This window comes from Streptomyces sp. NBC_00096 (assembly GCF_045041305.1).
In the GTDB taxonomy this organism is placed as follows: Bacteria; Actinomycetota; Actinomycetes; order Streptomycetales; family Streptomycetaceae; genus Streptomyces.
This window is the reverse complement of the sequence record NZ_CP108221.1, coordinates 937,361-959,227: the sequence shown is the minus strand read 5'-3', so window position 1 is coordinate 959,227 and position 21,867 is coordinate 937,361. Positions and strand designations below refer to the sequence as shown.

The window sequence follows — 21,867 nt, the reverse complement described above, 5'->3', positions numbered from 1 at the left end:
ACTCACGGTGACGAGCCGCCGCCCAATTCACCCGGGCGGCGGCTTTTGTGTACGGGAAGTTTCAACAAAGTGTTGACGCCGTGTTGTCGAAGGCGTTAGCTATGCGCAGCCCGTCAAAGCAACAACAGGCCACGGAGGCCTACCGTGACTTCGAGTCCGACCCCGGGTCTCACCCGGTTCAACGCCTTGGACGACAGCGCGGCCACGGCCGAGCTGCACGAGGTGTGCGCCAGTTCGGCATGGGGCAGCAAGCTGCTCGCCCAGCGCCCGTTCACCAGCGCCGAAACCCTGTTCTCCGCGAACGAGGCCGCCATGGCCGAGCTCACCGCCGGGGACCTGGCCGAGGCGATGGGAGGCCACGCGCCGATCGGCCGGCCGAAGCCGGGAGACCCGACCTCCGCCCGCGAGCAGCGTGGCATGGCCGGTGCCTCGGAGGAGCTCAAGAACGAGCTCCTCGAACTGAACCTGGCCTACCAGGACAAGTTCGGCCACGTCTTCCTCATCTGCGCCACCGGTGCGACCGGTGAGTTCATGCGGGACGCGGTCAAGGTCCGGATCGAGAACTCGCCGGAGCAGGAGCGGGAAACCGCTCGCGGCGAGCTCGTCAAGATCAACCGGATTCGCCTGACCCGTCTCGTGGAATCCGCAGAAGGAGAGTAAGACCGAGCATGAGCACTGAGACCACCGCGTCGGTGTCCACGCACATCCTGGACACCAGCATCGGGAAGCCCGCCGAAGGCGTCGCGATCTCCCTGTCGGCCCGTACGGGTCTCCACGGCGAGTGGGCGGCCCTGCGCGGCTCCGCCACCGATGCGGACGGGCGCTGCAAGGACCTGCCGGCCCTGCCGGAAGGCACCACCCACGTGCGTCTCGACTTCGAGACCGAGACGTACTTCTCCAAGAAGCAAGCCGAGGCGCAGCAGGACGCCCCCCGCGTAAGGGACAGCGGTGCGTTTTTCCCGGAGGTCACCATCACCTTTGCGGTGAACCCGGGCGAGCACTATCACGTACCGCTGCTGCTCAACCCGTTCGGCTACTCCGTTTACCGAGGGAGCTAGCAGACATGCCCACGATTCTCGGCCAGAACCAGTACGGCAAAGCAGAGAACCGCGTAGTCAAGATCACGCGGGATGGCGACACCCATCACATCAAGGACCTGAACGTCTCGGTCGCCCTCTCGGGCGACATGGACGACGTCCACTACTCCGGCTCGAACGCCAACGTCCTGCCGACGGACACCACCAAGAACACGGTGTACGCGTTCGCCAAGGAGTACGGCATCGAGTCCGCCGAGCAGTTCGGCATCCACCTGGCGCGCTGGTTCGTCAACAGCCAGGAGCCGATCCAGAAGGCGCGCATCCGGATCGAGGAGTACTCCTGGTCCCGGATCGCCACCTCGGACGCCAACTCCAAGTTCATCGGCTCCGACGAGGTGAACCACTCCTTCGTCCGCAACGGCGGCGAGACCCGGGTCACCCAGATCACGTACGACGGCAAGAACTGGGAGGTCATCTCCGGCCTCAAGGACCTCGTCGTCATGAACTCCACGAACTCCGAGTTCTGGGGTTACGTGAAGGACAAGTACACGACCCTGAAGGAGGCCTACGACCGCATCCTGGCGACCCAGGTTTCGGCTCGCTGGCGCTTCAGCTGGTCCGACGACGACCAGCGGATGCCGAACTGGGAGAAGTCCTACGCCGAGACCCGGAAGCACATGCTCCAGGCCTTCGCGGAGACCTACTCCCTGTCGCTCCAGCAGACCCTGTACCAGATGGGTTCGCGCATCATCAACCACCGTTCGGAGATCGACGAGGTCCGCTTCTCGCTCCCGAACAAGCACCACTTCCTCGTCGACCTCGAGCCCTTCGGTCTCAAGAACGACAACGAGGTCTACTTCGCCGCGGACCGCCCGTACGGTCTGATCGAGGCGACGGTCCTCCGCGACGGCGTGGACGCCCGCATCCCCGTGGACATGACCAACCTCTGATGTGGCACGCACGTCCCGGGGCTCCGCAGTGGCCCCGGGGCGGCGCGACACCAGTCAGCACTCCCAACTTCCTGAATCGGCACCCGGACGCACCACACGGGGCGGCAGTACTGTCAGCTGTCAAGGCCCCCGGCTCCGGCACTCAAATCCCCTGGGTTTTGCCGTGCCCGCACCGCCACTGAAAGCACGAGGAAGTCCCATGGCAGCATCGGCAGCCAATGACAGCGCCGTAGAGCGCATCGTCATCGAGAACTGTGCGATTGCAACCGTTGATGCGAACGACACCGAGTACGCCTCGGGCTACGTGGTCCTCGCAGGCAACAAGATCGAGGCCATCGGTGCGGGCAAGGCCCCCGAGAACCTCGGCAATGTGGTCCGCCGCATCGACGGCACGGGTCACCTCGTCACCCCGGGTCTGGTCAACACCCACCACCACTTCTACCAGTGGATCACCCGTGGTCTGGCCACCGACCACAACCTCTTCAACTGGCTCGTCGCGCTGTACCCGACCTGGGCGCGCATCGACGAGCAGATGACGTACACGGCCGCGCAGGGCTCCCTCGCCGCGATGGCCAAGGGCGGCGTCACCACCGCCATGGACCACCACTACGTGTTCCCCAAGGGCTCCGGCGACCTCTCCGGCTCGATCATCCGCGCCGCGTCCGAGATGGGCGTCCGCTTCACCCTCGCCCGCGGTTCCATGGACCGCAGCGAGAAGGACGGCGGCCTGCCGCCGGACCACGCCGTCGAGACCCTCGAGGGTGCGCTCGCCGACACCGAGGCGACCGTGAAGAAGTACCACGACGCCTCCTTCGACGCGATGACCCAGGTCGCCGTCGCCCCCTGCTCCCCCTTCTCGGTCTCCACCGAGCTGCTGAAGCAGGGCGCCGAGATGGCCCGCCGCCTGGGTGTGCGCATGCACACGCACGGCTCGGAGACCGTCGAGGAAGAGCAGTTCTGCAAGGAACTGTTCGGCATGGGCCCGACCGACTACTTCGAGTCGACCGGCTGGCTCGGCGAGGACGTGTGGATGGCGCACAGCGTCCACATGAACGACTCCGACATCGCCGCGTTCGCCCGTACCAAGACCGGTGTCGCGCACTGCCCGTCCTCCAACGCTCGTCTGGCCGCCGGCATCGCCCGCGTCCCGGACATGCTCGCCGCCGGTGTCCCGGTCGGCCTCGGCGTGGACGGCACCGCCTCCAACGAGTCCGGCGAGCTGCACACCGAGCTGCGCAACGCGCTCCTCATCAACCGCCTGAACCCGGTCCACCGCGAGCGCGCCCTCAACGCGCGCCAGGCCCTGCGCCTCGGCACCTACGGCGGCGCCCAGGTCCTCGGCCGCGCCGGCAACATCGGTTCGCTCGAGGTCGGCAAGTGCGCCGACCTGGTGATGTGGAACCTGAGCACGCTCCTGCACTCCTCGATCGCCGACCCGGTCACCGCGCTGGTCTTCGGTGCCGCGGCCCCCGTGACGGCTTCGTTCGTCAACGGCAAGCAGATCGTCGAGAACAACCGTCTTCTCTTCGCCGACGAGGACGCGATCGCCGTGTCCACCCGGGAAGAGGCCCAGCGCCTCGCGCGGATCTCCGCGCAGGCCTGATCCCACGGAGTCCGGCCGGGGGGGACGGCCCCCGGCCGGTGGCCGTGGACCCGAGCGGGGTCCGCGGCAGCCGTTCCCGGGTAGCGCCCGAGGTTCTTCCGAAGGCGCCCCGGGGCCGGTGACTCGTGCCACTCGCTGCGCAGCCCGTGTACCGCGCCACTGTCACGGCACCTCCAGCCCTCGTACCGGCGGCCCTCGCCGCCACCGCGTGGAAACGCCTCGGGCGAATCGTTTCCGCACCCCTTGGGACAAGTACCCGCAGGACCCCACAACTCAATAAGGGATCGATCAGCTCGATCAGCTCGATCAGCTCGACTAGCACCGCTTTCGCACCACCTCCATGACACCCACGTCCCTGCCGACGTGTATAACCGACCGGAGGAAGCCGTGGCCGCTGCGCCCAGGTTTCGCAAAGATGCAGTCGTAGTACCGGAGGGGAAGCACCCGGTCGACGAGACCTTGCCTCCGTTGAAAATGTTCACGAGCGGCCTCCAGCACGTGGCCGCCATGTACGCGGGCGTCGTCGCCCCGCCCATGATCGTCGGCCCGGCCGTCGGTCTCTCCGCCACCGAGACCGCCTTCCTGATGGGCGCCTCGCTCTTCACCGCAGGACTCGCCACCCTCCTCCAGACCCTCGGGTTCTGGAAGATCGGCGCCAAACTCCCCTTCGTCAACGGCGTCTCGTTCGCCGGCGTCACCCCGATGATCGCCATCGGCAAGGGGGAGGGCGGCAACGCGATCCCCGTCATCTTCGGCGCGATCATCGTCGCCGGCATCCTCGGCTTCTTCGCCGCCCCCTACTTCGGCCGGCTCGTGCGGTTCTTCCCGCCGGTCGTCACCGGTACGGTCATCACCCTGATCGGTGTCTCGCTGCTCCCGGTGGCCTTCAACTGGTCACAGGGCGGGAACCGCACCGCCACCGACTACGGCTCGGTGAAGAACATCGCCATGGCCGCCGTCACCCTCGCGATCGTCCTGCTGATGCGCAAGTTCCTGCGCGGCTTCCTCCAGCAGATCTCCATCCTCCTCGGCCTGGTCGCCGGCACGCTCATCGCGCTGCCGCTGGGCATGACCAGCTTCGACGCCGTCAGGAACGCCGACCTCGTGGGCTTCCCGACGCCCTTCCACTTCGGGGCACCGCAGTTCCAGGTCGCCGCGATCATCTCCATGTGCATCGTGATGCTGGTGTGCATGACCGAGTCCACGGCCGACATCCTGGCGCTGGGCAAGATCGTCGGCCGTCCCGCGGACTCGAGGACCATCGAGGGCGGCCTGCGCGCCGACGCCCTCGGCAGCGCGGTCAGCCCGCTGTTCAACGGGTTCATGTGCAGTGCCTTCGCGCAGAACATCGGCCTGGTCGCCATGACCAAGGTGCGCAGCAGGTTCGTCGTCGCGGCCGGCGGCGGCATCCTGATCCTGCTGGGGCTGTGTCCGATGGCCGCGTCCGTCATCGGAGTCGTACCGCTGCCGGTCCTCGGCGGCGCGGGCGTCGTCCTCTTCGGCTCGGTCGCCGCCAGCGGCATCCAGACCCTGGCCGGCGCGGCCATGGAGAAGGGCGAGAACGCCCTGATCGTCGCCGCCGCGCTCGGCATCGGCCTGATCCCGATCGCCGCCCCCGGCTTCTACCACGCCTTCCCGAAGGACCTGCTGGTCGTCCTAGACTCCGGCATCAGCACGGGCTGCGTCGTGGCCATCGCGCTGAACCTGGCCTTCAACCACCTCGGCACCAAGAAGGGCGCGGCCTCCGCCGCCCCGGATCCGGTGCCGGTGCACTGACCGGGCCCGGGCCGTCCCTTTCGGATCCGGCCGGGCCCGGCCGGAGTGCGGGATGCGGCGGTGCGTACGTCACCCACTGCGGGGTTGGCGTCCGCGCCGCCGCACGCATTTGCGGCTCCGTCCCGGGGCTCCGCCCCGGACCCCGCTCCTCAAACGCCGGAGGGGCTGGAATTCGCCGGGTCCGGGTCCGACCAGATGTCCGGGACGACCGTGCGCAGGCGGTGCCCGCGCAGGTCCAGCTCCTGGGCCTCGGACTTGCGCACCTGCAGGGCCACCGCCGAATCCCGGATGCGCAGGCCCGGCAGCCGCCGGGTGAGGTCCGCGGTGTAGCGGGAGAGGTCCTCCACGGTGCGCAGCCGGGCGCTGATCATGAAGTTCCAGGGCCCGCTGACGGACATGCAGGTCCGGGTCTCGCGCAGCCCCGCGGCCGCGGCCGCGCAGTCGGCGAGCTCGTACTCGGAGGCCTCCGCCCACAGCGTGGCCGACACCGGCCAGCCCGACAGCCCCGACGCCAGCGCACAGCTGTAGCGCAGGCTCTGCCCGGCCTCCAGGCGCACCAGCCGGCGCCGCACGGTCGACTCGCTCATCCCGAACTCCCGCGCCAGCGAGGCCACGCTGCGCCGTGCGTCCCGGGCCAGGGCCAGCACCAGCGGCCGGTCCTCCTCCTGCAGTGCCGTGACCACCGGCTGCGCCGGGGCGGCCGACGGCGCCCAGCGCCGGCTCCGTCCGGTCAGCAGGTCGATCTGGCCCGGGGTCAGCTGGTCCAGGCGCCAGCGGTCGGGGGCGTAGTGCACCGCCGTCACCATCGACGTACGGGTGCCGACCACGCCCGGGATCAGCTGTACCCGGGAGTACAGGTACCGGTACAGCGTGGGCAGGTCCGGGACGGCCACGAAGGTCAGCAGGTCGCGGCCCCCGGTGGTGTGCTCGACGCCCAGGGCGTACGGGTCGGCCACGAGGGTGTCGCCCACCGAGGGCGAGGTGCCCGCGGTGCACATGACCTCCACCCACGCCATGCAGGGCGTTCTGGTGCCGCTGCGCAGACCCAGCCCGGTCAGCCATGCCTCGCCGGCCCCGGTGAGCCGCTCCCAGCGGCGCGCCAGGGTGTCCGGTCGCGCGCCGAGGACCGGTCCCAGCAGCTCCCAGCTGGCACGGGGTGCGAGCTGGAGTGCGTGGACAAGCGCCCGGTCCATGTCGTCGATGGCGGAAATGGCCGAGTTCATACCTTCCCCCTGGCGGTTCTCCCGGTCGGTGGCGGGACAACGGGATTATGAGCAGATCATCTCTCTTTGTGCGTTCGACTCTTAACCAAGTGGCGGCTCGCACATGTCGGACATGGCGGGAGGATGCGTGGGGGAAGCCGGCTCGGGCATGCGGCAGGCGGTACCCGCAGAGTTGTCGAGCTTCATCGGGCGGGAGCGCGAGCTCACCGCCCTCGCCTCACTGCTGGCCACGGAGCGGCTGGTCACGCTGACCGGACCGGCGGGCATCGGCAAGACCCGGCTCGCCGTGCGCACCGTACGCACGCTGACGGACAGGAACGGCCTCGACACCGTCTGGGCGGACCTGGCGACCCTGCCGGAGCGCCGCTGGGCGGACCTGGAGGACGAGCTCATCGACCGGCTCGCGGGCCGCGGCGGGACCCTGCTCGTCCTCGACGGCTGCGAACAGCTCGGGGAGGCCGGCCCGGGGCTCGCGGCGCAGCTGCTGCTGCGCCTTCCGGGGCTGCGGATCCTGGCCACCTCGCAGCGGCGGCTGGGGCTCGCCGGGGAGGCGGTGCTCGCGGTCCCGCCGCTGTCGGTGCCCTCCGCCCCCGCCGCGCAGTCGCTGCCCTCGGTGCCCACGGTCGCGCCGGGGGCCCCGGGCGACGGAGCGGCGGACCCGGCGCGGAGCTTCCAGGTGGCCGAGGTCGCCGGGTACGCGGCCGTACGGCTCTTCGAGGAGCGGGCGCGCGGCGCCGATCCCTTCTTCGAGCTGACCGAACGCAACGCGGGCGCCGTGGCCGCGCTGTGCCGGGCCCTCGACGGGATCCCCGGCGCACTGGAGCTCGCGGCGGGGCGCGCACACCAGTACGCGCCCGCGCAGGCGCTCCGCAGACTGGGCTCCGACCCGCTGACCTTCCTGGCCGGCGGCGCCGGGCGCAGCACCCGGGTCGACGCCGAACGCTCCCTGCGGCTGGCCTCGCCCGCCGAACGGCTGCTCTGGGAGCGGCTCTCCGTCTTCGCGGGCTCCTTCGACCGGACGGCCGCCGCCGAGGTGTGCGGCTTCGGGGCGCTCACCCCGGACACCGCCGGCGAGGCGCTGCTGGCCCTCGCCCCGGGCCTGCTCGCGGACGCCGGGCCCGGCCGCTACCGGCTGCCGCTGTCCGTACGGGCGTACGCGGCCCGGCGGCTCGCGCACGGGCCCGCCGGGGACGGCCCGACCACGGCCCGGCGCCACCGCGAGCGCTGCCGGGTGCTGGCCGAGCGGGCGGCGCAGCTGTGGCGCTCCGGCGCGCAGCAGGAGGCGCGCGCCCTCGCCGTACGGGAACTCCCCGAGCTGCGCGCGGCGATGAACCCGCTCTCCGCCGGCGGCCCGGGCGAGGCCCTGGAGATCGCGGTGTCCCTGTGGTTCCTGTGGTCCGCGTGCGGGATGGTGGCGGAGGGGCGGCGGCACCTGGAACGGGCCCTGGCCCTGCACCCCGCGCCGCGGCCCGCCCGGGCGCTGTGGCTCGCGGCGTGGCTGGTGGCGAGCTTCGGCGAGTCGGACGGCGCCGATCCACTGCTGGTGGAGGCGTGGACCGAGGCGGTGCACGAGGGGGAGGACGGCTGCCTGGCCTACCTCGCGCACGTACGCGGCACGATCGCGCTGTGGGAGGACCGGTACGAGGACGCCGCGGCGGAGTACCGCGACGGACTGGAACTCCTGACGGCCGATCCGGGCTTCGGACCCGGCCGCGAGGCCCTGCGGGCCGCGCACACCCTGGCCGTCGCCCACACGGACCCGGCGGCCGTCCCGGTCGAGGACGGCCCGCCGGACGCACCCGCCGACCTGTGGGCCCGCTCCTGGGTGAGCTACGCCCACGCCCTGGTCCAGCGCCGCGAGGGCCGCCCGGCACTGGCCCGGGCCGAACTGCTGCGCGGGCTGCGGACCCAGTTCGCGCTGGGCGACCAGCTCGGGCAGGCCTTCTCGGTGGAACTCCTCGCCGAACTGGAGGCGGACCAGGGCCGCTGCGCCGAAGCCGCCCGCCTCCTGGGCGCGGTCTCGCGCACCCGCCCGCGCGCGGCCTCGGAGCCCCGCGCCCAGCGCACGGTCCGCGCCCGCCTCACCCCGGAGGCCTTCCGCGCGGCCTACGCACGCGGGGCCCGTACGCCGCTGCGCGAGCTGCTGCCCGAGCTGCTGGAGCTGCCGGGCTGAGGCGGCGGCACGGCTACCGGGCCTGCGGGCCCGGCCGCCACGCCATCAGGTTGCTCATCAGCTCGGCCTGCTCGATCGCGTCGTCCAGCGCGTGATGCGTGTGCGGGCGGCGCGAGAGCAGCTCGCGCGGCATCCGTCCCTTGACGGCGGCCCGGAGCGGGACGCGGGCCTTGGCCGCGTAGAGGGTCTTCATGTCCAGGCAGCCCGAGTGCCCGAAGGGGCTGTCGCCGCCGAAGCTCATCAAGTACCAGTACAGGAAGGTCCAGTCGAAGGAGGCCGGGTACGCGCACATCACCGGCTGCGCCCCGGCGGAGACCTCCCGCACCCAGGCCCGGAACTCCGCCATGGCGGTGGCGGGTTCGGCGCCCTCGCGGACCAGCCGGTCCCGGTCCAGTCCGCTCACGGCGAGCGCCCCGGGTACGTACGCCTCACTGATCGGACGCAACTCCCGGTAGAAGGTGTCCCGTTCGGGATCGGCCGCCGTATACGAAGCACCGTCCTGCCGCCCGGCCACGGCGGCCCCGAAGCTGATCATCGAGTAGGGACCGGGAATGGGTCCGTCGGCCTCGACGTCGACGGAGATGTAGAGGCTGGGCCGGTCGGCCCGGGCGGGACGTGCGGTGCTGGCTGTCATACGCGGAGCATGCCAGTCGGCACCGCACGCGCTCACCCCGATTTCGGCCGGGTCCGCCGCACTAGGTGATCTTGCCGTGACGCTCCTCACGGTGCCCGAAGACAACCCGCGGGCCAGTGCCGCGTCGGGAAGGGTGGAGTGGACGGCGTCCAACGAGCCGCCTCCGGCGGCTGGTTGACGGACCGTCACTTCGAACCCGGGGAGGATCACCACCCATGCCCGTTCTGACAGGCTCGCGCGGACGCCGTCGCGGCCTCACCGCCCCGGCGGGGACCGCGCGGAGATTACCCGTCCCCTTGCTCGTGCTGGCGATGCTGGCCTCGCTGCTGGCACTGGCACCGCAGGCCGCAGCCGCGGACGTCCCGACCCAGGAGGAGGTGAGCCGGGCCCTGGACAGCGGCCCGAGCACCAACTACTTCTGGACCGGCAGGACCGGGAAGTGCGCGGGCGAAGAGGACAGCGTCAAGGGCTTGGCCGAGCGGCTCGCGGGGGAGCGCGGCGGCAAGACCCTGGAGATGCGGCTGCGGGAGGCGGGCGTCAGGATGCCGTCCGGAGTTGCTCGGCTGGTTCCGCAGCGGTGACGTCAGGCCGTACCGCATCGAGATCATGGACACCTCCAGGGTGCTCCACCGCGAGTGGTCCGAACCGTACGATGCCATCTGCGGGACCGGGGCGGGCTCCTCGAACGCACCCCGCGGCCTGGCCGAGCTGGGCAAGCGGTCCGTCACGGTCATGCCGCTGGGCGACTCCATCACCTCCGGCGTCGGCAGCTCCACCAGCGCCGGCTACCGGGCGCCGCTTTACGAGGACCTGAAGCGGGCGGCGAAGTCGGTGGACTTCGTCGGATCGGTGCGCACGGGCACGATGCCGGACGGCGACAACGAGGGCCGTCCCGGCTGGCGCATCGACCAGATCGCAAGGGCCGCGGACTGTTCCGTGCCCTCCCAGCGGCCCAGCGTGGTCACCCTGCACGCGGGTACCAACGACCTCAACCAGAACCACGACGTCGCGGCGGCACCGGCGAGGCTCGGCAGCCTGATCGGCCAGGTGCTCGACGACGTTCCCGAGGCGACCGTTCTCGTGGCGGATCTCGTCCCGGCCACCAAGCCCGGTCTGCAACCGCTGATCGATGCCTACAACGCCCAGCTGCCGTCCGTGGTCAGCGGCTTCCGCGACCGCGGCAAGCACGTGGCGCTGCTCGACATGAGCACGGTGACCACCGCCGACCTCGCCCAGCCCGCACACCCCAACGACGCCGGGTACCGCAAGATGGCCGATGTGTTCCTGGACGGCATCGCCCAGGCGGCGGCCGACGGCTGGCTGGCGGACCCCCAGGGTGGGACCGGCAAGGGCTGCGGCTCGGGTGACGAGGACACCGGCAAGGCTGGGCCCGGCTGGGAGGCCATCGGTGTCATCGCCCCCGGGGTCCGCGGCGCCACCCGCGACAAGCTGCGGCTCGCCGATGTCAACGGCGACCACAAGGACGACTACCTGATGGTCGGCAGTACCGGAGCGGTCCACGCCTACATCAACAACGGGGGCGGAGGCGCGGGCAGCTTCATCAAGGAGCTCTACTTCGCCGGCGAAACCGGCTACCCGGGCGACAAGACCACCTTCCGCGACGTCGACGGCGACGGCAAGGCCGACTACGTCGTCATCTACGACGGGGGAGCCGTCCGCGCCTGGCAGAACCGCGGAGGCAACACGGGATAGCCGGGAGGACCTTCCGGCGGTACCACGATGGCGGGTGCCCGGACACGGTGACGTGTCCGGGCACCCGCCCCGGCGCTCACCGCACTAGGACACCGGGGTCAGGTACATCCCGCTCTGGTCGGCCCCGGCGGTGTTCTTGCAGCCGAACCCGCTGCTCGCCGGCTGCGCCACGGCCAGCGCCAGGCAGCGCCCGACCGCGAGCTGGCCGAAGTAGTTCGGGTGCATGGACTCCTGGACGAGCCCCTGGGTCTCGCTGCTGTCGATCCAGCGGGCCCACTCGCTGGTCTTGGCCGAGGCCGGTGCCGAGGTGGTCACCAGCTTGCTCGCCTTCGCGCACACCTCGCGGCCCTGCAGCATGTCCCGCAGGTCCAGGAACTGCACGCCCTTGGCGGCGGCGACCCCCTTGAGGCGGCCCGCGAGCTGCGGCACGAGGGAGTCCCGCGCCCAGTCCGAGTCCTTGTTCCAGAACGGACAGCCGCCGGTGTTGAGCCGGCTCCAGTCGCTCTGGGTGTACCGGTTCTCCGCGCCGCGCGGGATCGGCGACGGGTAGGACTGCAGCACGATCCGGTAGGAGGAGTCGGAGTATCCGGCGCCGCGCATGACGGCCCGTACCTCGTCGACCGACTTCCCGACGCCGGCCATCACCCCGTCGATCTTCTGGTCGACCCCGGCCTGCTGGTCGTCGTAGCAGTAGGAGTTCCAGAGCACGAAGTCGTACGCGCACTCCTTGATGATGTCGGCGAAGCCGAGGTCGTTCCCGCCGATGGACAGCGCGATGACCTTGACGTTGTTGCTCGCGGCCACGGCGGCGAGCTGATCGGCCTGCGGGGCCTCGCCCTTGAAGGCGACGCCGCCGTTGGAGGCGCGGAACACGTTCTGGGAGGTCGCCCCGGAGCAGGCCAGGTTGATCGCCACGTCGGCGACGGCCCCGGCGCTCTTCACCTCGGCGGAGTCCGAGCGGTGACACCCGCCGGCGGTCGCCCCGTAGACCTTGCCCGGGTCGTAGCTGCTGCCGCTCACCCACGCCCGGTCGGTGCCGGTCCGGTTGCCGGTGTTGGTGAGGCTGTTGCCCTTCCAGCGCCCGGCCTCGCCGGAGATGTAACTGTCGCCGAGGGACACCACGGCGGTGGGTCCGCTCCCCGGCCCGTTCCCCGGCCCGGCCACGGCCGTCCCGGCCCCTCCGGCCACCAGCGCCCCGGCGGCGAGCGGCAACGCCATCCCGATCCCGGCCAGTCGTCGCACCCGACGGGCCCGTTCCTTGCTTGCGGTGCGGAATCCGATCACTGCGGAACTCCTGCGGTCGGCCATGCGGGAGCCAGGAACAACTCCGGTGCATGGCTGGGTAAGTGGGGGTTACCTCCGGCCGGTGGCAATCGGAAAGGTGCCACCCCGCACGTTGTTACCGCTAGGTACAGGCAAGTTACGAACAAGTAACAACCGACCGCTCGTTCGGCCCGGACCGGGGCCTTCCGGCTCCGGGCGCACGACGGCGCCCCCGGAGCCGGAAGGCTTCGGGGGCGCTGTCGTGGTGTTCGGCTGCTGTGCGATTCAGCCGAAAGCGGGGTGTCAGCCGATGAGCTGGTCGTACGCGGGGAGGGTGAGGAAGTCCGCGTAGTCGGCGTCCAGGGAGACCTGGAGGAGGAGGTCGTGGGCCTGCTGCCACTTGCCGGAGGTGAAGGCCTCCTCGCCGACCTCGGTGCGGATCGCGGCGAGTTCGGCGGCCGCGACCTCACGGGCGAGGTCGGCGGTGGCGAGCTTGCCGTTCTCGAAGACCACGCCGGCGTTGATCCACTGCCAGATCTGCGAGCGGGAGATCTCGGCGGTGGCCGCGTCCTCCATCAGGCCGAAGATGCCGACGGCGCCGAGGCCGCGCAGCCAGGCCTCGATGTAGCGGATGCCGACCTGGACGGCGTTGCGCAGGCCGTCGTAGGTGGGCTTCGCGTCCAGGGAGTCGATCGCGATGAGCTCGCCGGGGGCGACGTGGACGTCCTCGCGCAGGCGGTCCTTCTGGTTCGGCTTCTCGCCGAGGACCGCGTCGAAGGAGGCCATCGCGATCGGGACCAGGTCGGGGTGGGCGACCCAGGAGCCGTCGAAGCCGTCGCCGGCCTCGCGGTCCTTGTCGGCCTTGACCTTCTCGAAGGCGACCTTGTTGACCTCGGCGTCCTTGCGGGACGGGATGAAGGCCGCCATGCCGCCGATGGCGTGCGCGCCGCGCTTGTGGCAGGTCTTGACCAGCAGCTCGGTGTAGGCGCGCATGAACGGGGCGGTCATCGTCACGGCGTTGCGGTCCGGCAGGACGAACTTCTCGCCGCCGTCACGGAAGTTCTTGACGATGGAGAAGAGGTAGTCCCAGCGGCCGGCGTTCAGGCCCGCCGCGTGGTCGCGCAGCTCGAAGAGGATCTCGTCCATCTCGTACGCGGCCGTGATGGTCTCGATCAGGACGGTCGCGCGGACCGTGCCCTGCGGGATGCCGACGTAGTCCTGGGCGAAGACGAAGATCTCGTTCCAGAGGCGCGCCTCGAGGTGAGACTCGGTCTTCGGCAGGTAGAAGTACGGGCCCTTGCCGAGCGCGATGAGGCGCTTGGCGTTGTGGAAGAAGTACAGGCCGAAGTCGACGAGCGAGCCGGAGGCCGGGCCGCCCTCGAACTGCAGGTGGCGCTCCTCCAGGTGCCAGCCGCGCGGGCGCATCACGACGGTGGCGAGCTCGGCGGCCGGCTTGAGGGCGTACGCCTTGCCCGTGCGGGCGTCGGTGAAGTCGATGCGGCGCTCGTAGGCGTCGATCAGGTTGAGCTGGCCGAGGACGACGTTCTCCCAGGTGGGAGCCGAGGCGTCCTCGAAGTCGGCGAGCCAGACCCTGGCGCCCGAGTTCAGGGCGTTGATGGTCATCTTGCGGTCCGTCGGACCGGTGATCTCCACACGGCGGTCGTTCAGCGCGGCCGGGGCCGGCGCCACCTTCCAGTCGCCCTCGCGGACCTGTGCGGTGTCCGGGAGGAAGTCGAGCGTGGAAGTGCGGGCGATCTCGGCGCGGCGCACGGCGCGGCGGGCGAGGAGCTCGGCGCGGCGCGGCGCGAACCGCCGGTGGAGCTCGGCCACGAAGGCGAGAGCCGCGTCGGTGAGGACCTCGTCCTGCCGGGGCAGGGGCTCGGCGTCGACGATGGCCAGCGATGACGGCGCTGGTGCGGACATATCTGTCACTCCTTCAGCGGCGGTGCCTGGCGGCCGCGGGGAATGCTCGCGCTGGACGGCACGCAGTGCCGTCGGGTGTGGAGAGTTCCGGGATACGGTCGCGGGCGCCGTCTGGGGGTTCAGGGCGCTTCTGACCAGTGGATAGTAATTTCCTCATGGTGGAAGTTCAATGGTTTGTTGATGTCGAGATTCTCTGAGTCGACAGATTCCATTTCCCGGTGGCCCTCAGTGCCATCGTGGTCACAGCCCGCTCAGGCCAGTCGTGCCAGGTCGGGCGGGGTGTCGATGTCGAAGGCCTCCGCGATGTCCCCGCACTCCACCAGTGTGAGCTCCGCCGCGTGCGCCGACAGGTGCACCCGTGCGCCCTTGTCGCCCGTGGCGGTCGCCACGATGTCCGGCCAGCGCTCCGCCCCGAACAGCACGGGGTGCCCGCGCTCGCCGTCGTAGGCCGCCGCCACCAGGCTCGCGGGGGAGCGGTAGGCCTCCCGGACCCGGGCCACCGCCGCCGCTCCGATGCCCGGCTGGTCCACCAGGGAGACCAGCGCCGCACCGGCGCCCGTACCGGCCAGCGAGGCGAGGCCGACCCGCAGGGAGGAGCCCATGCCCTCGGCCCAGTCCGGGTTGTCGGTCACCACGCAGCCGCTCAGGTCGGCGCGCTCGCGCACCTCGGCCGCGGAGGCGCCGAGCACCACGTGCAGCGGGCCGCAGCCCGCCTCGCGCAGGACCCGTACGGCGTTCTCCACCAGCGGGCGGCCCCGGTAGGTCAGCAGGGCCTTCGGCCGGCCGCCCAGCCGCCGGCCGCCGCCGGCCGCCAGGAGCAACCCCGCGATCACCGGGGGAGCGGAGCCGTCCGCTGCCGCTGCGGACTCGCGGCGGGGCTGGTGGCGGGGCTGTTCGTGCGTGCTGCTGTGGGGTGACATGACACCGATTCTCGCTCGCGCCGCAGCAGTCGTCCCACGGCGGCCAGCGCGGCCCTGACGCGCAGGGGCTCGGCGATCCGGTTCTCGGTGGCGGTGAGCAGGGCCCGCTCGTCACGGTCGGTCAACATCGTGAAGTCTCCTTGCCAATCGGGGGCCAATACGGCGAGTCTGGTCCTGGATTGGCCTGGCTGGCAGAGCCAATCAGGGGAGGTTGGCATGGCAAACGGGCGAGTGGTCCAGACGGCGGACAGAACGATCGGCAGCCGCCAGCTCGCCGCGCTGCTCCCGGCGGAGATCCTGGCCCGCCCCGGCTACCGGGCCCTCGCCGACGCCGTCCGCACCCTGATCCTCGACGGCCGGATCGCCCTGCACGTACGCCTGCCCGCCGAACGCGAGCTCGCCGAGGCGGTGGGCGCCAGCCGGGCCACCGTCACCGCCGCCTACGACCTGCTGCGCGAGAGCGGCTACGTCCGCAGCCGGCGCGGCTCCGGCACCTGGACCGAGCTGCCCGAGGGCCACGCGCCGGTCGGCGCGCACGCCCTCGTCGGCGCCGGCGGCTACAGCGCCGACGGCGACCCCGGCATCGACCTGGCCATCGCCGCCATGGGCGCCCCCGAAGGCACCCTCACCGAAGCGATGGCCTGGGCCGCGCCCAGGCTCCCGGAGCTGGCCCGCAGCCCCGGCTACCGCCCCTTCGGCCTGCCCGACCTGCGCACCGCCATCGCGGAGCGGTTCACCCGGCGCGGGCTCGCGACCCGCCCGGAGCAGATCCTCGTCACGGCGGGCGCGCAGCAGGCGTTCGCGCTGGTGGTGAGCCTGCTGTGCCGGCCCGGGGACCGGGTGATGACCGAGAACCCGACCTACGCCAACGCGCTCGACGCCCTGCGGCACGCCCGGCTGCGCACCGGGTCGATCGCCGTCTCCGACGCGGGCTGGGACCTGGAGATCGCCGAGTCCACGCTGCGCCAGACCGTGCCGAGGCTCGCGTACGTGATCCCCGACTTCCACAACCCGACGGGCGCGCTGATGCCGGAGGAGCAGCGGCTGCGGCTGCTGGCGGCCACGCGGCGGACCGGGACCTGGCTGGTGGTCGACGAGACCATCGCGGACATCGCGCTCGACGTGCCGGCGCCCGCCCCGACGGCCTCGCTCGCGCCGCGGGGCGGGGCCGACCACGTGGTGACCATCGGGTCGCTGAGCAAGACCCACTGGGGCGGCCTGCGGGTCGGGTGGGTCCGGGCCACCGCCAAGATGATCACGGAGCTGACGGCGGTACGGGTGGCGTCCGACATGACCGGTTCGGTACTGGACCAGCTGGTGGCACTCCCGCTGCTGGAAGGGCTGGAACGGTCGCTGCCCGGACGGCTGGAGCAGCTGCGCGGGCAGCGGGCGGCTCTGGTCGCCTCGCTGGAGCGGCACACGCCGGAGTGGTCGTGGCGGCTGCCGCCGGGCGGGCTGTCGCTCTGGGTGGACCTGGGGGAGCCGGTCAGCTCGGCGCTGTCGGAGCGGGCGGTGGCGGCCGGGGTGCACATCGGGCGGGGCGCGCGGTTCGGGGTGGACCCGGGGACGTTCGAGCACCGGCTGCGGATTCCGTACACGCTGACGGCGGACCGGCTGGACGAGGGGGTGCGGAGGCTGGCGGAGGCGTTCCACTCCGGCGTACCGCTGCCCGCGGGGGTGGACCGGCCGTACTGGGTGGCGTAGGCCCGCGGCAGCGGACCGCCGGCACGGCTACGGCGTGCGGATCAGGCGGCGGGTGGCGGCTGCCGCCACTGCTGAGGTGCGGGAGTCGACGCCCAGTTTCGCGTAGATGTGGACCAGGTGGGATTTGACCGTGGCCTGGCTCAGGAAGAGCTGTTTGGAGATCTGCTGGTTCGACAGGCCGTCCGCGACCAGTTGCAGGACCTCCAGTTCGCGTTTGGTCAACGCCTCCGCAGGGGTCCGCATGCGGTCCATCAGGCGCAGCGCCACCGCCGGGGCCAGCGCCGACTGGCCCGCCGCCGCCGTGCGCACCGCCGCCGCGAGTTCCTCCGGCGGGGCGTCCTTGAGGAGGTAGCCCGAGGCTCCGGCCTCCACCGCCGCCAGGATGTCCGCGTCCGTGTCGTACGTGGTCAGGACCAGGACCCGGGGTGCCGAGGGCCGGGCCGTGATCAGGGCCGTGGCCGCGGAACCGTGCATGCCGGGGCCGGGACCGAACTGGAGGTCCATCAGGACCACGTCGACGTCGGCCCGGCCGGCCAGTTCCACGGCCTGCTCCGCCGTCGCCGCCTCCGCCACCACCGCGAAGTCCGGTTCGGTGTCCAGCACCGCGCGCAGCCCGGCCCGGACCACCGGGTGGTCGTCGGCCAGGAGCAGCCGGATCGTCATGACAGTGCCTCCGCGGGCAAGGGCAGGGTGACGGCCACGGCGGTGCCCTGGCCGGGGGAGGATTCGACGGTGAACAGGCCGCTGAGGGTCTCGGCCCGCGAGCGCATCGCCGGCAGACCGAAACCGCCGTCGCCGGAGGGGGCGGAGGTGGGGTCGAAGCCGCGGCCGTCGTCGACGATGTCCAGGGTCACGGAACTGTCCATGAAGGTCAGCGTGATCTCGGCGCGCCCGGCCCGCGCGTGCCGCACCACGTTGGCCAGCGCCGACTGCGCGATCCGCAGCAGCGCCACCTCGTAGGGCGTGGGCAGGGGGCGCGGGGTGCCGCTCAGGGAGAACCGGACCCGGGGGCCCGGCGCCCCCGAGCAGAGCCGTTCCAGCGCGGCCGGCAGCGATCCGTGCTCCAGGTCCGGAGGCGTGAGGGCCCGTACGAACCGACGCGCCTCGGCGAGGTTCTCCTGGGCCGCCTCCCGGGCCCGGCCGATGTGAGGCAGGGCCGGCGAGTCCGCGGGCAGGCCGCGCTCGGCGGCGCGCAGCAGCAGCTGGATGGAGGACAGGCCCTGCGCCAGGGTGTCGTGGATCTCCCGGGCGAGCCGCTCCCGCTCCGCGAGGATCCCGGCACCCCGCTCGGCGGCGGCCAGCTCGGCCCGGGTGGTGATGAGCTCCTCGATCAGCTCGCGCCGCCGCTCGCTCTCCCGGTACAGCGCCTGGTAGCCCAGTACGGTCGCCACCGCCACGGCCCCGCCCAGCAGCGGCCCGAGGAAGGCCCCCGGGGTCACCGCGCCGCTGTGCGCGAGGAAGCCTCCGATCGCGGCGCCGGCCGTCACCGCGACGGCCGTCACCCCCCAGCGCAGCCGCAGCAGGTGCAGCTCCAGGAAGTACAGCGGGAAGGCGATCCACAGCCCGTCGGGGGAGACCGCCAGCAGCGCCGCCCAGGCCGCGCCCAGCCCGGCCAGCCACACCGCCCCGGCGCGCGCCGAGCGGTGCACCACGGGGGCCAGTACGCCCGCCAGGTACACGGCGGCCAGCACCGCGCAGGCGGCGACCACCCGGCCCTCCTCCGGCGGCGAGTCGGTGACGGCCCGCCCGGCGGCCAGCGCGAGCAGGCCGAAGAGCAGCGCGTGCAGGCACAGCCGCAGGACGCGGGAGACGGGGGTGAGGGCGCGGCCGCCGGGGGCCGGAGCGGGGAGGGCAGTCATGACCCGACCAGCGTAAGTCCGCGTCCGGTGGCCCCGGTCAACCAAAGGATTGATGTGTCCGTGCGCCCTTCGACACGAGGATCCCTACTGTGGCGCGATGCCTTGTGTCCACGCGGAAGACCAAGGTGGGGAACATGTTCGTCGCATGGAGAGATCTACGGTTCGCCAGGGGCCGCTTCGCCCTGATGGGCTCGGTCGTACTGCTGATCACGCTGCTGGTCGGCCTGTTGTCCGGGCTCACCGCCGGCCTGGCCCGGGAGAACATCTCGGCCATCACCGGCCTGCCCGCGACCACCCGCCTCGCGTTCGCCGCGCCCACCGGGGACCAGAAGGTCTCCTTCACCAGCTCCCAGGTGCCCGAGAAGGCCTGGCTGGCCTGGCGCGAGCAGCCGGGGGTGACGTCGGCGCAGCCGCTGGGCATCCGCACCACCAACGCGGTCTCCGGTGAGCGCACGGCGGCCGTGTCCGTCTTCGGCGTGGATCCGGCGGGATCGCTCGCGCCCCGGGGGAGCGGCCTCACGCAGGGGCAGGTGGTCCTGACCGAGAAGGCCGCCAAGGAGCTCGGCGGGCTCACCGCGGGCGCCAAGCTCAAGATCGGGCAGGTCGAGATGGTCGTGGCCGCGGTCTCCGGCACCGCCGCCTACAGCCACACCCCGGTCGTCTGGATGGACCTCAACGACTGGCAGCGCGTCGGGAACCCCGGCACCTCCATCGACACCCTCGCCACCGTCGTTGCCCTGGACGGCAAGGACGGCGTCGACTGGGCGGCCGGCGGCAAGGCCACCGCCACCAAGGCGCAGACCCTCGACGAGGCCCTCGCCGCGATCGGCTCCTACACCTCCGAGAACGGCTCGCTGCAGCTGATGCGAGGGTTCCTCTTCGCCATCTCCGCCCTGGTCATAGGGGCCTTCTTCACGGTGTGGACCATCCAGCGCAGCGGGGACATCGCCGTGCTGAAGGCACTGGGTGCCTCCACCCCGTACCTCCTGAAGGACGCGCTCGGGCAGGCCGTGGTGATGCTGACCCTCGGCACCGGGGCGGGGACCGCGCTCGCCGCCGGGTTCGGCGCCCTGATCAGCGGCGGCGCCGTGCCCTTCGTGCTCGACGCCGCCACCGTGCTGGTCCCGTCCCTGGTGATGATCGCGCTCGGCGCGCTGGGCGCCGCCCTGTCCATCCGGCGGATCACCGCCGTAGACCCCCTGACCGCTCTCGGGAGCGCCCGATGACCCTGCTCGTCCATGACGTCACGCTCACCTACCCGGACGGCGACGGCCGCCTCACCGCGCTCGACGCGGTCCGCCTGGAGGTGCCGTCCGGCACCCTGACGGCGGTCATCGGCCCCTCCGGTTCCGGCAAGTCCAGCCTGCTCGCGGTCGCCGCCACCCTCGTCACGCCCGATGCGGGACGGGTCGTCGTGGCGGGGCGGGACACCTCGCGGCTCGGGGCGGCCGAGAAGTCGGCCCTGCGCCGGGAGAAGATCGGCATCGTCTTCCAGCAGCCGAACCTGCTGGCCTCGCTCACCGCGGCCGAACAACTCCAGGTCATGGCGCACCTGTCCGGCCGCCCCGCGCGGGCCGTGCGCGGGCGGGCCCTGGAGCTGCTGGACGCGGTGGGCCTGGCCGACAAGGCGGGCAAGCGGCCGCACGAGCTCTCCGGGGGGCAGCGCCAGCGGATCAACATCGCCCGCGCCCTGATGAACGAGCCCGCGGTGCTGCTGGTCGACGAGCCCACCAGCGCGCTGGACCACGAGCGCGGCGCGGCGGTCCTGGACCTGCTGGTCACCCTCACCCGGGAGCGTTCCACCGCCACCGTGCTGGTCACCCACGACCACGCCCACCTGGACCGCATGGACGCGACGGCGACGATGACGGACGGCCGCCTGACGCAGGGCGTCCCGGCCGCATAGCCCCGGGCCACGCGAAAGGCCCCGGCCGCCCGATGGGGCGGCCGGGGCCTTTCGCGTACGGCCGGGTGCCTACGCCGGGTTCTGGCTCTGCAGGGCCACCGACAGCTCGGCCGCCACGCCCTGGAGGATCGGCACGAAGGACTCGGCGACCGCCTCGGTGACCCGGCCGGCCGGGCCGGAGATGGAGATCGCGGCGGCGGTCGGCGAGTTCGGGACGGAGACCGCGAGGCAGCGGACTCCTATCTCCTGCTCGTTGTCGTCGACGGCGTAGCCCACCTTGCGGACCTGCTCCAGGGCGTCCAGGAAGCCCTCGGGCGTGGTGATGGTCTTCTCGGTCGCGGCCGGCATCCCGGTGCGCGCCAGCAGGGCCCGCACCTCGTCGGCGGGGGTGTAGGCGAGCAGCGCCTTGCCCACGCCGGTGGAGTGGGGCAGCACGCGGCGGCCGACCTCGGTGAACATGCGCATGGAGTGCTTGGACGGCACCTGGGCGACGTAGACGATCTCGTCGCCGTCGAGCAGGGCCATGTTCGCCGTCTCGCCGGTCTCCTCGACGAGGCGGGCGAGGTAGGGGCGGGCCCAGGTCCCCAGGAGCCGTGACGCGGACTCGCCGAGGCGGATCAGCCGGGGGCCGAGGGAGTACCGTCGGTTGGGCTGCTGCCGGACGTAGCCGCACGCCACGAGGGTGCGCATGAGGCGATGGATGGTGGGCAGCGGCAGACCGCTGGCGGCGGAGAGCTCACTGAGACCGACCTCGCCCCCCGCGTCGGCCATGCGTTCGAGCAGATCGAAGGCGCGCTCAAGGGACTGGACGCCACCGCTGGCGGCGGCGGGCTTGGTGGAGTCGTCGGTGGTGCTGGCGCTGGACGTCGGCACGGCGCGGTCCTTTCGGTGCTGGCAGGCAAGAAAGCAGCCTACCGGTCGGTCGGCGTCGGCCCTAGGGCCGGGGCATTGCCGTCCTCGCCGGTCAGAGGCGGTTTGTCCTGGTGGCGGACATCCTCGGGAAGTTACCCGCGCAGTCCCTGGTGGTGGTAGCTACATTCTGCATAGCGAAATCTTAATTCCATCCTGTGGAAACATCCAATTGCGGTGCGGGCCTGTCAGTGGTCCGTCCGGGCGCTCTTGACTGGTTCCGCATCGACGTGAAGACTCCGTCAACAGAACGTTGAATTTCGCTCTGTGGAAG

The 21,867-nt window shown here is 71.8% G+C and carries 19 protein-coding genes; 11 read left to right on the top strand and 8 right to left on the bottom strand.

Going from position 1 to position 21,867, the window contains the following annotated elements:
* Positions 1–144: 144 nt before the first annotated feature.
* From uraD to OG904_RS04160, 5 genes are all read left to right on the top strand, one after another.
* A complete protein-coding gene (gene uraD, locus OG904_RS04180; RefSeq protein ID WP_405487480.1) occupies positions 145–660 on the top strand; it encodes a 2-oxo-4-hydroxy-4-carboxy-5-ureidoimidazoline decarboxylase in 516 nt (171 codons plus the stop codon).
* 8 nt (positions 661–668) lie between these two features.
* The gene (gene uraH, locus OG904_RS04175; protein ID WP_405487478.1) at positions 669–1,058 is read left to right on the top strand and encodes a hydroxyisourate hydrolase; all 390 of its coding nucleotides are present in this window, start codon (positions 669–671) and stop codon (positions 1,056–1,058) included.
* Between the two features lie 5 nt (positions 1,059–1,063).
* On the top strand, positions 1,064–1,987 hold the full coding sequence (gene pucL, locus OG904_RS04170; RefSeq protein ID WP_405487476.1) for a factor-independent urate hydroxylase: 924 nt from the start codon (positions 1,064–1,066) through the stop codon (positions 1,985–1,987).
* A gap of 199 nt (positions 1,988–2,186) precedes the next feature.
* Positions 2,187–3,590 carry an 8-oxoguanine deaminase gene (locus tag OG904_RS04165; protein WP_405487474.1) on the top strand — a complete coding sequence of 468 codons (1,404 nt, stop codon included), beginning with the start codon at positions 2,187–2,189 and terminating at the stop codon, positions 3,588–3,590.
* Positions 3,591–3,977: 387 nt separating this feature from the next.
* Positions 3,978–5,366: a nucleobase:cation symporter-2 family protein gene (locus OG904_RS04160; RefSeq protein ID WP_405487472.1), complete on the top strand. Its 1,389-nt coding sequence runs from the start codon at positions 3,978–3,980 to the stop codon at positions 5,364–5,366.
* 149 nt (positions 5,367–5,515) lie between these two features.
* Here OG904_RS04160 and OG904_RS04155 read toward each other — a convergent pair whose 3' ends face one another.
* Positions 5,516–6,589 carry an Lrp/AsnC family transcriptional regulator gene (locus OG904_RS04155; RefSeq protein ID WP_405487470.1) on the bottom strand — a complete coding sequence of 358 codons (1,074 nt, stop codon included), beginning with the start codon at positions 6,587–6,589 and terminating at the stop codon, positions 5,516–5,518.
* 127 nt (positions 6,590–6,716) lie between these two features.
* Here OG904_RS04155 and OG904_RS04150 point away from each other — a divergent pair, with 127 nt between their 5' ends.
* A complete protein-coding gene (locus tag OG904_RS04150) occupies positions 6,717–8,762 on the top strand; it encodes an ATP-binding protein (protein ID WP_405487468.1) in 2,046 nt (681 codons plus the stop codon).
* A gap of 13 nt (positions 8,763–8,775) precedes the next feature.
* Here the strand turns inward: OG904_RS04150 and OG904_RS04145 are convergent, their stop codons facing one another.
* Complete coding sequence (locus OG904_RS04145) at positions 8,776–9,396, bottom strand: 3'-5' exoribonuclease domain-containing protein (protein WP_405487466.1); 621 nt, start codon at positions 9,394–9,396, stop codon at positions 8,776–8,778.
* 296 nt (positions 9,397–9,692) lie between these two features.
* On the opposite strand from OG904_RS04145, the gene OG904_RS04140 reads away from it, so the two are divergent.
* Both OG904_RS04140 and OG904_RS04135 read left to right on the top strand, forming a co-directional pair.
* Positions 9,693–9,977, top strand: coding sequence for a hypothetical protein (locus OG904_RS04140; RefSeq protein ID WP_405487464.1), 285 nt, complete (start codon positions 9,693–9,695; stop codon positions 9,975–9,977).
* Positions 9,952–11,109 carry a GDSL-type esterase/lipase family protein gene (locus tag OG904_RS04135; protein ID WP_405487462.1) on the top strand — a complete coding sequence of 386 codons (1,158 nt, stop codon included), beginning with the start codon at positions 9,952–9,954 and terminating at the stop codon, positions 11,107–11,109. Before OG904_RS04140 ends, OG904_RS04135 begins: the two co-directional genes overlap by 26 nt.
* A gap of 84 nt (positions 11,110–11,193) precedes the next feature.
* Here OG904_RS04135 and OG904_RS04130 read toward each other — a convergent pair whose 3' ends face one another.
* The 3 genes from OG904_RS04130 to OG904_RS04120 all read right to left on the bottom strand — a co-directional run bounded on the left by OG904_RS04130 (position 11,194) and on the right by OG904_RS04120 (position 15,128).
* Entirely contained in the window at positions 11,194–12,351 is a 1,158-nt protein-coding gene (locus OG904_RS04130; protein ID WP_405487460.1) for a GDSL-type esterase/lipase family protein, read from the bottom strand.
* A gap of 324 nt (positions 12,352–12,675) precedes the next feature.
* Positions 12,676–14,295, bottom strand: coding sequence for a malate synthase A (aceB, locus tag OG904_RS04125; RefSeq protein WP_405487458.1), 1,620 nt, complete (start codon positions 14,293–14,295; stop codon positions 12,676–12,678).
* Between the two features lie 251 nt (positions 14,296–14,546).
* Positions 14,547–15,128: an NTP transferase domain-containing protein gene (locus OG904_RS04120; RefSeq protein WP_405497752.1), complete on the bottom strand. Its 582-nt coding sequence runs from the start codon at positions 15,126–15,128 to the stop codon at positions 14,547–14,549.
* Positions 15,129–15,431: 303 nt separating this feature from the next.
* Here OG904_RS04120 and OG904_RS04115 point away from each other — a divergent pair, with 303 nt between their 5' ends.
* Entirely contained in the window at positions 15,432–16,919 is a 1,488-nt protein-coding gene (locus tag OG904_RS04115; RefSeq protein WP_405487456.1) for a PLP-dependent aminotransferase family protein, read from the top strand.
* A 27-nt stretch (positions 16,920–16,946) separates the two neighbouring features.
* Here the strand turns inward: OG904_RS04115 and OG904_RS04110 are convergent, their stop codons facing one another.
* Positions 16,947–17,582, bottom strand: a complete 636-nt coding sequence (locus tag OG904_RS04110; protein ID WP_328301563.1) for a response regulator transcription factor — start codon at positions 17,580–17,582, stop codon at positions 16,947–16,949.
* A complete protein-coding gene (locus OG904_RS04105) occupies positions 17,579–18,778 on the bottom strand; it encodes a sensor histidine kinase (RefSeq protein ID WP_405487454.1) in 1,200 nt (399 codons plus the stop codon). Before OG904_RS04105 ends, OG904_RS04110 begins: the two co-directional genes overlap by 4 nt.
* A gap of 134 nt (positions 18,779–18,912) precedes the next feature.
* On the opposite strand from OG904_RS04105, the gene OG904_RS04100 reads away from it, so the two are divergent.
* Complete coding sequence (locus OG904_RS04100; protein WP_405487452.1) at positions 18,913–20,004, top strand: ABC transporter permease; 1,092 nt, start codon at positions 18,913–18,915, stop codon at positions 20,002–20,004.
* Positions 20,001–20,684: an ABC transporter ATP-binding protein gene (locus OG904_RS04095; protein ID WP_405487450.1), complete on the top strand. Its 684-nt coding sequence runs from the start codon at positions 20,001–20,003 to the stop codon at positions 20,682–20,684. The genes OG904_RS04100 and OG904_RS04095 overlap by 4 nt, the downstream gene beginning before the upstream one ends.
* Before the next feature lie 69 nt (positions 20,685–20,753).
* Here OG904_RS04095 and OG904_RS04090 read toward each other — a convergent pair whose 3' ends face one another.
* Positions 20,754–21,557: an IclR family transcriptional regulator gene (locus tag OG904_RS04090; RefSeq protein WP_405487448.1), complete on the bottom strand. Its 804-nt coding sequence runs from the start codon at positions 21,555–21,557 to the stop codon at positions 20,754–20,756.
* Positions 21,558–21,867 lie beyond the last annotated feature (310 nt).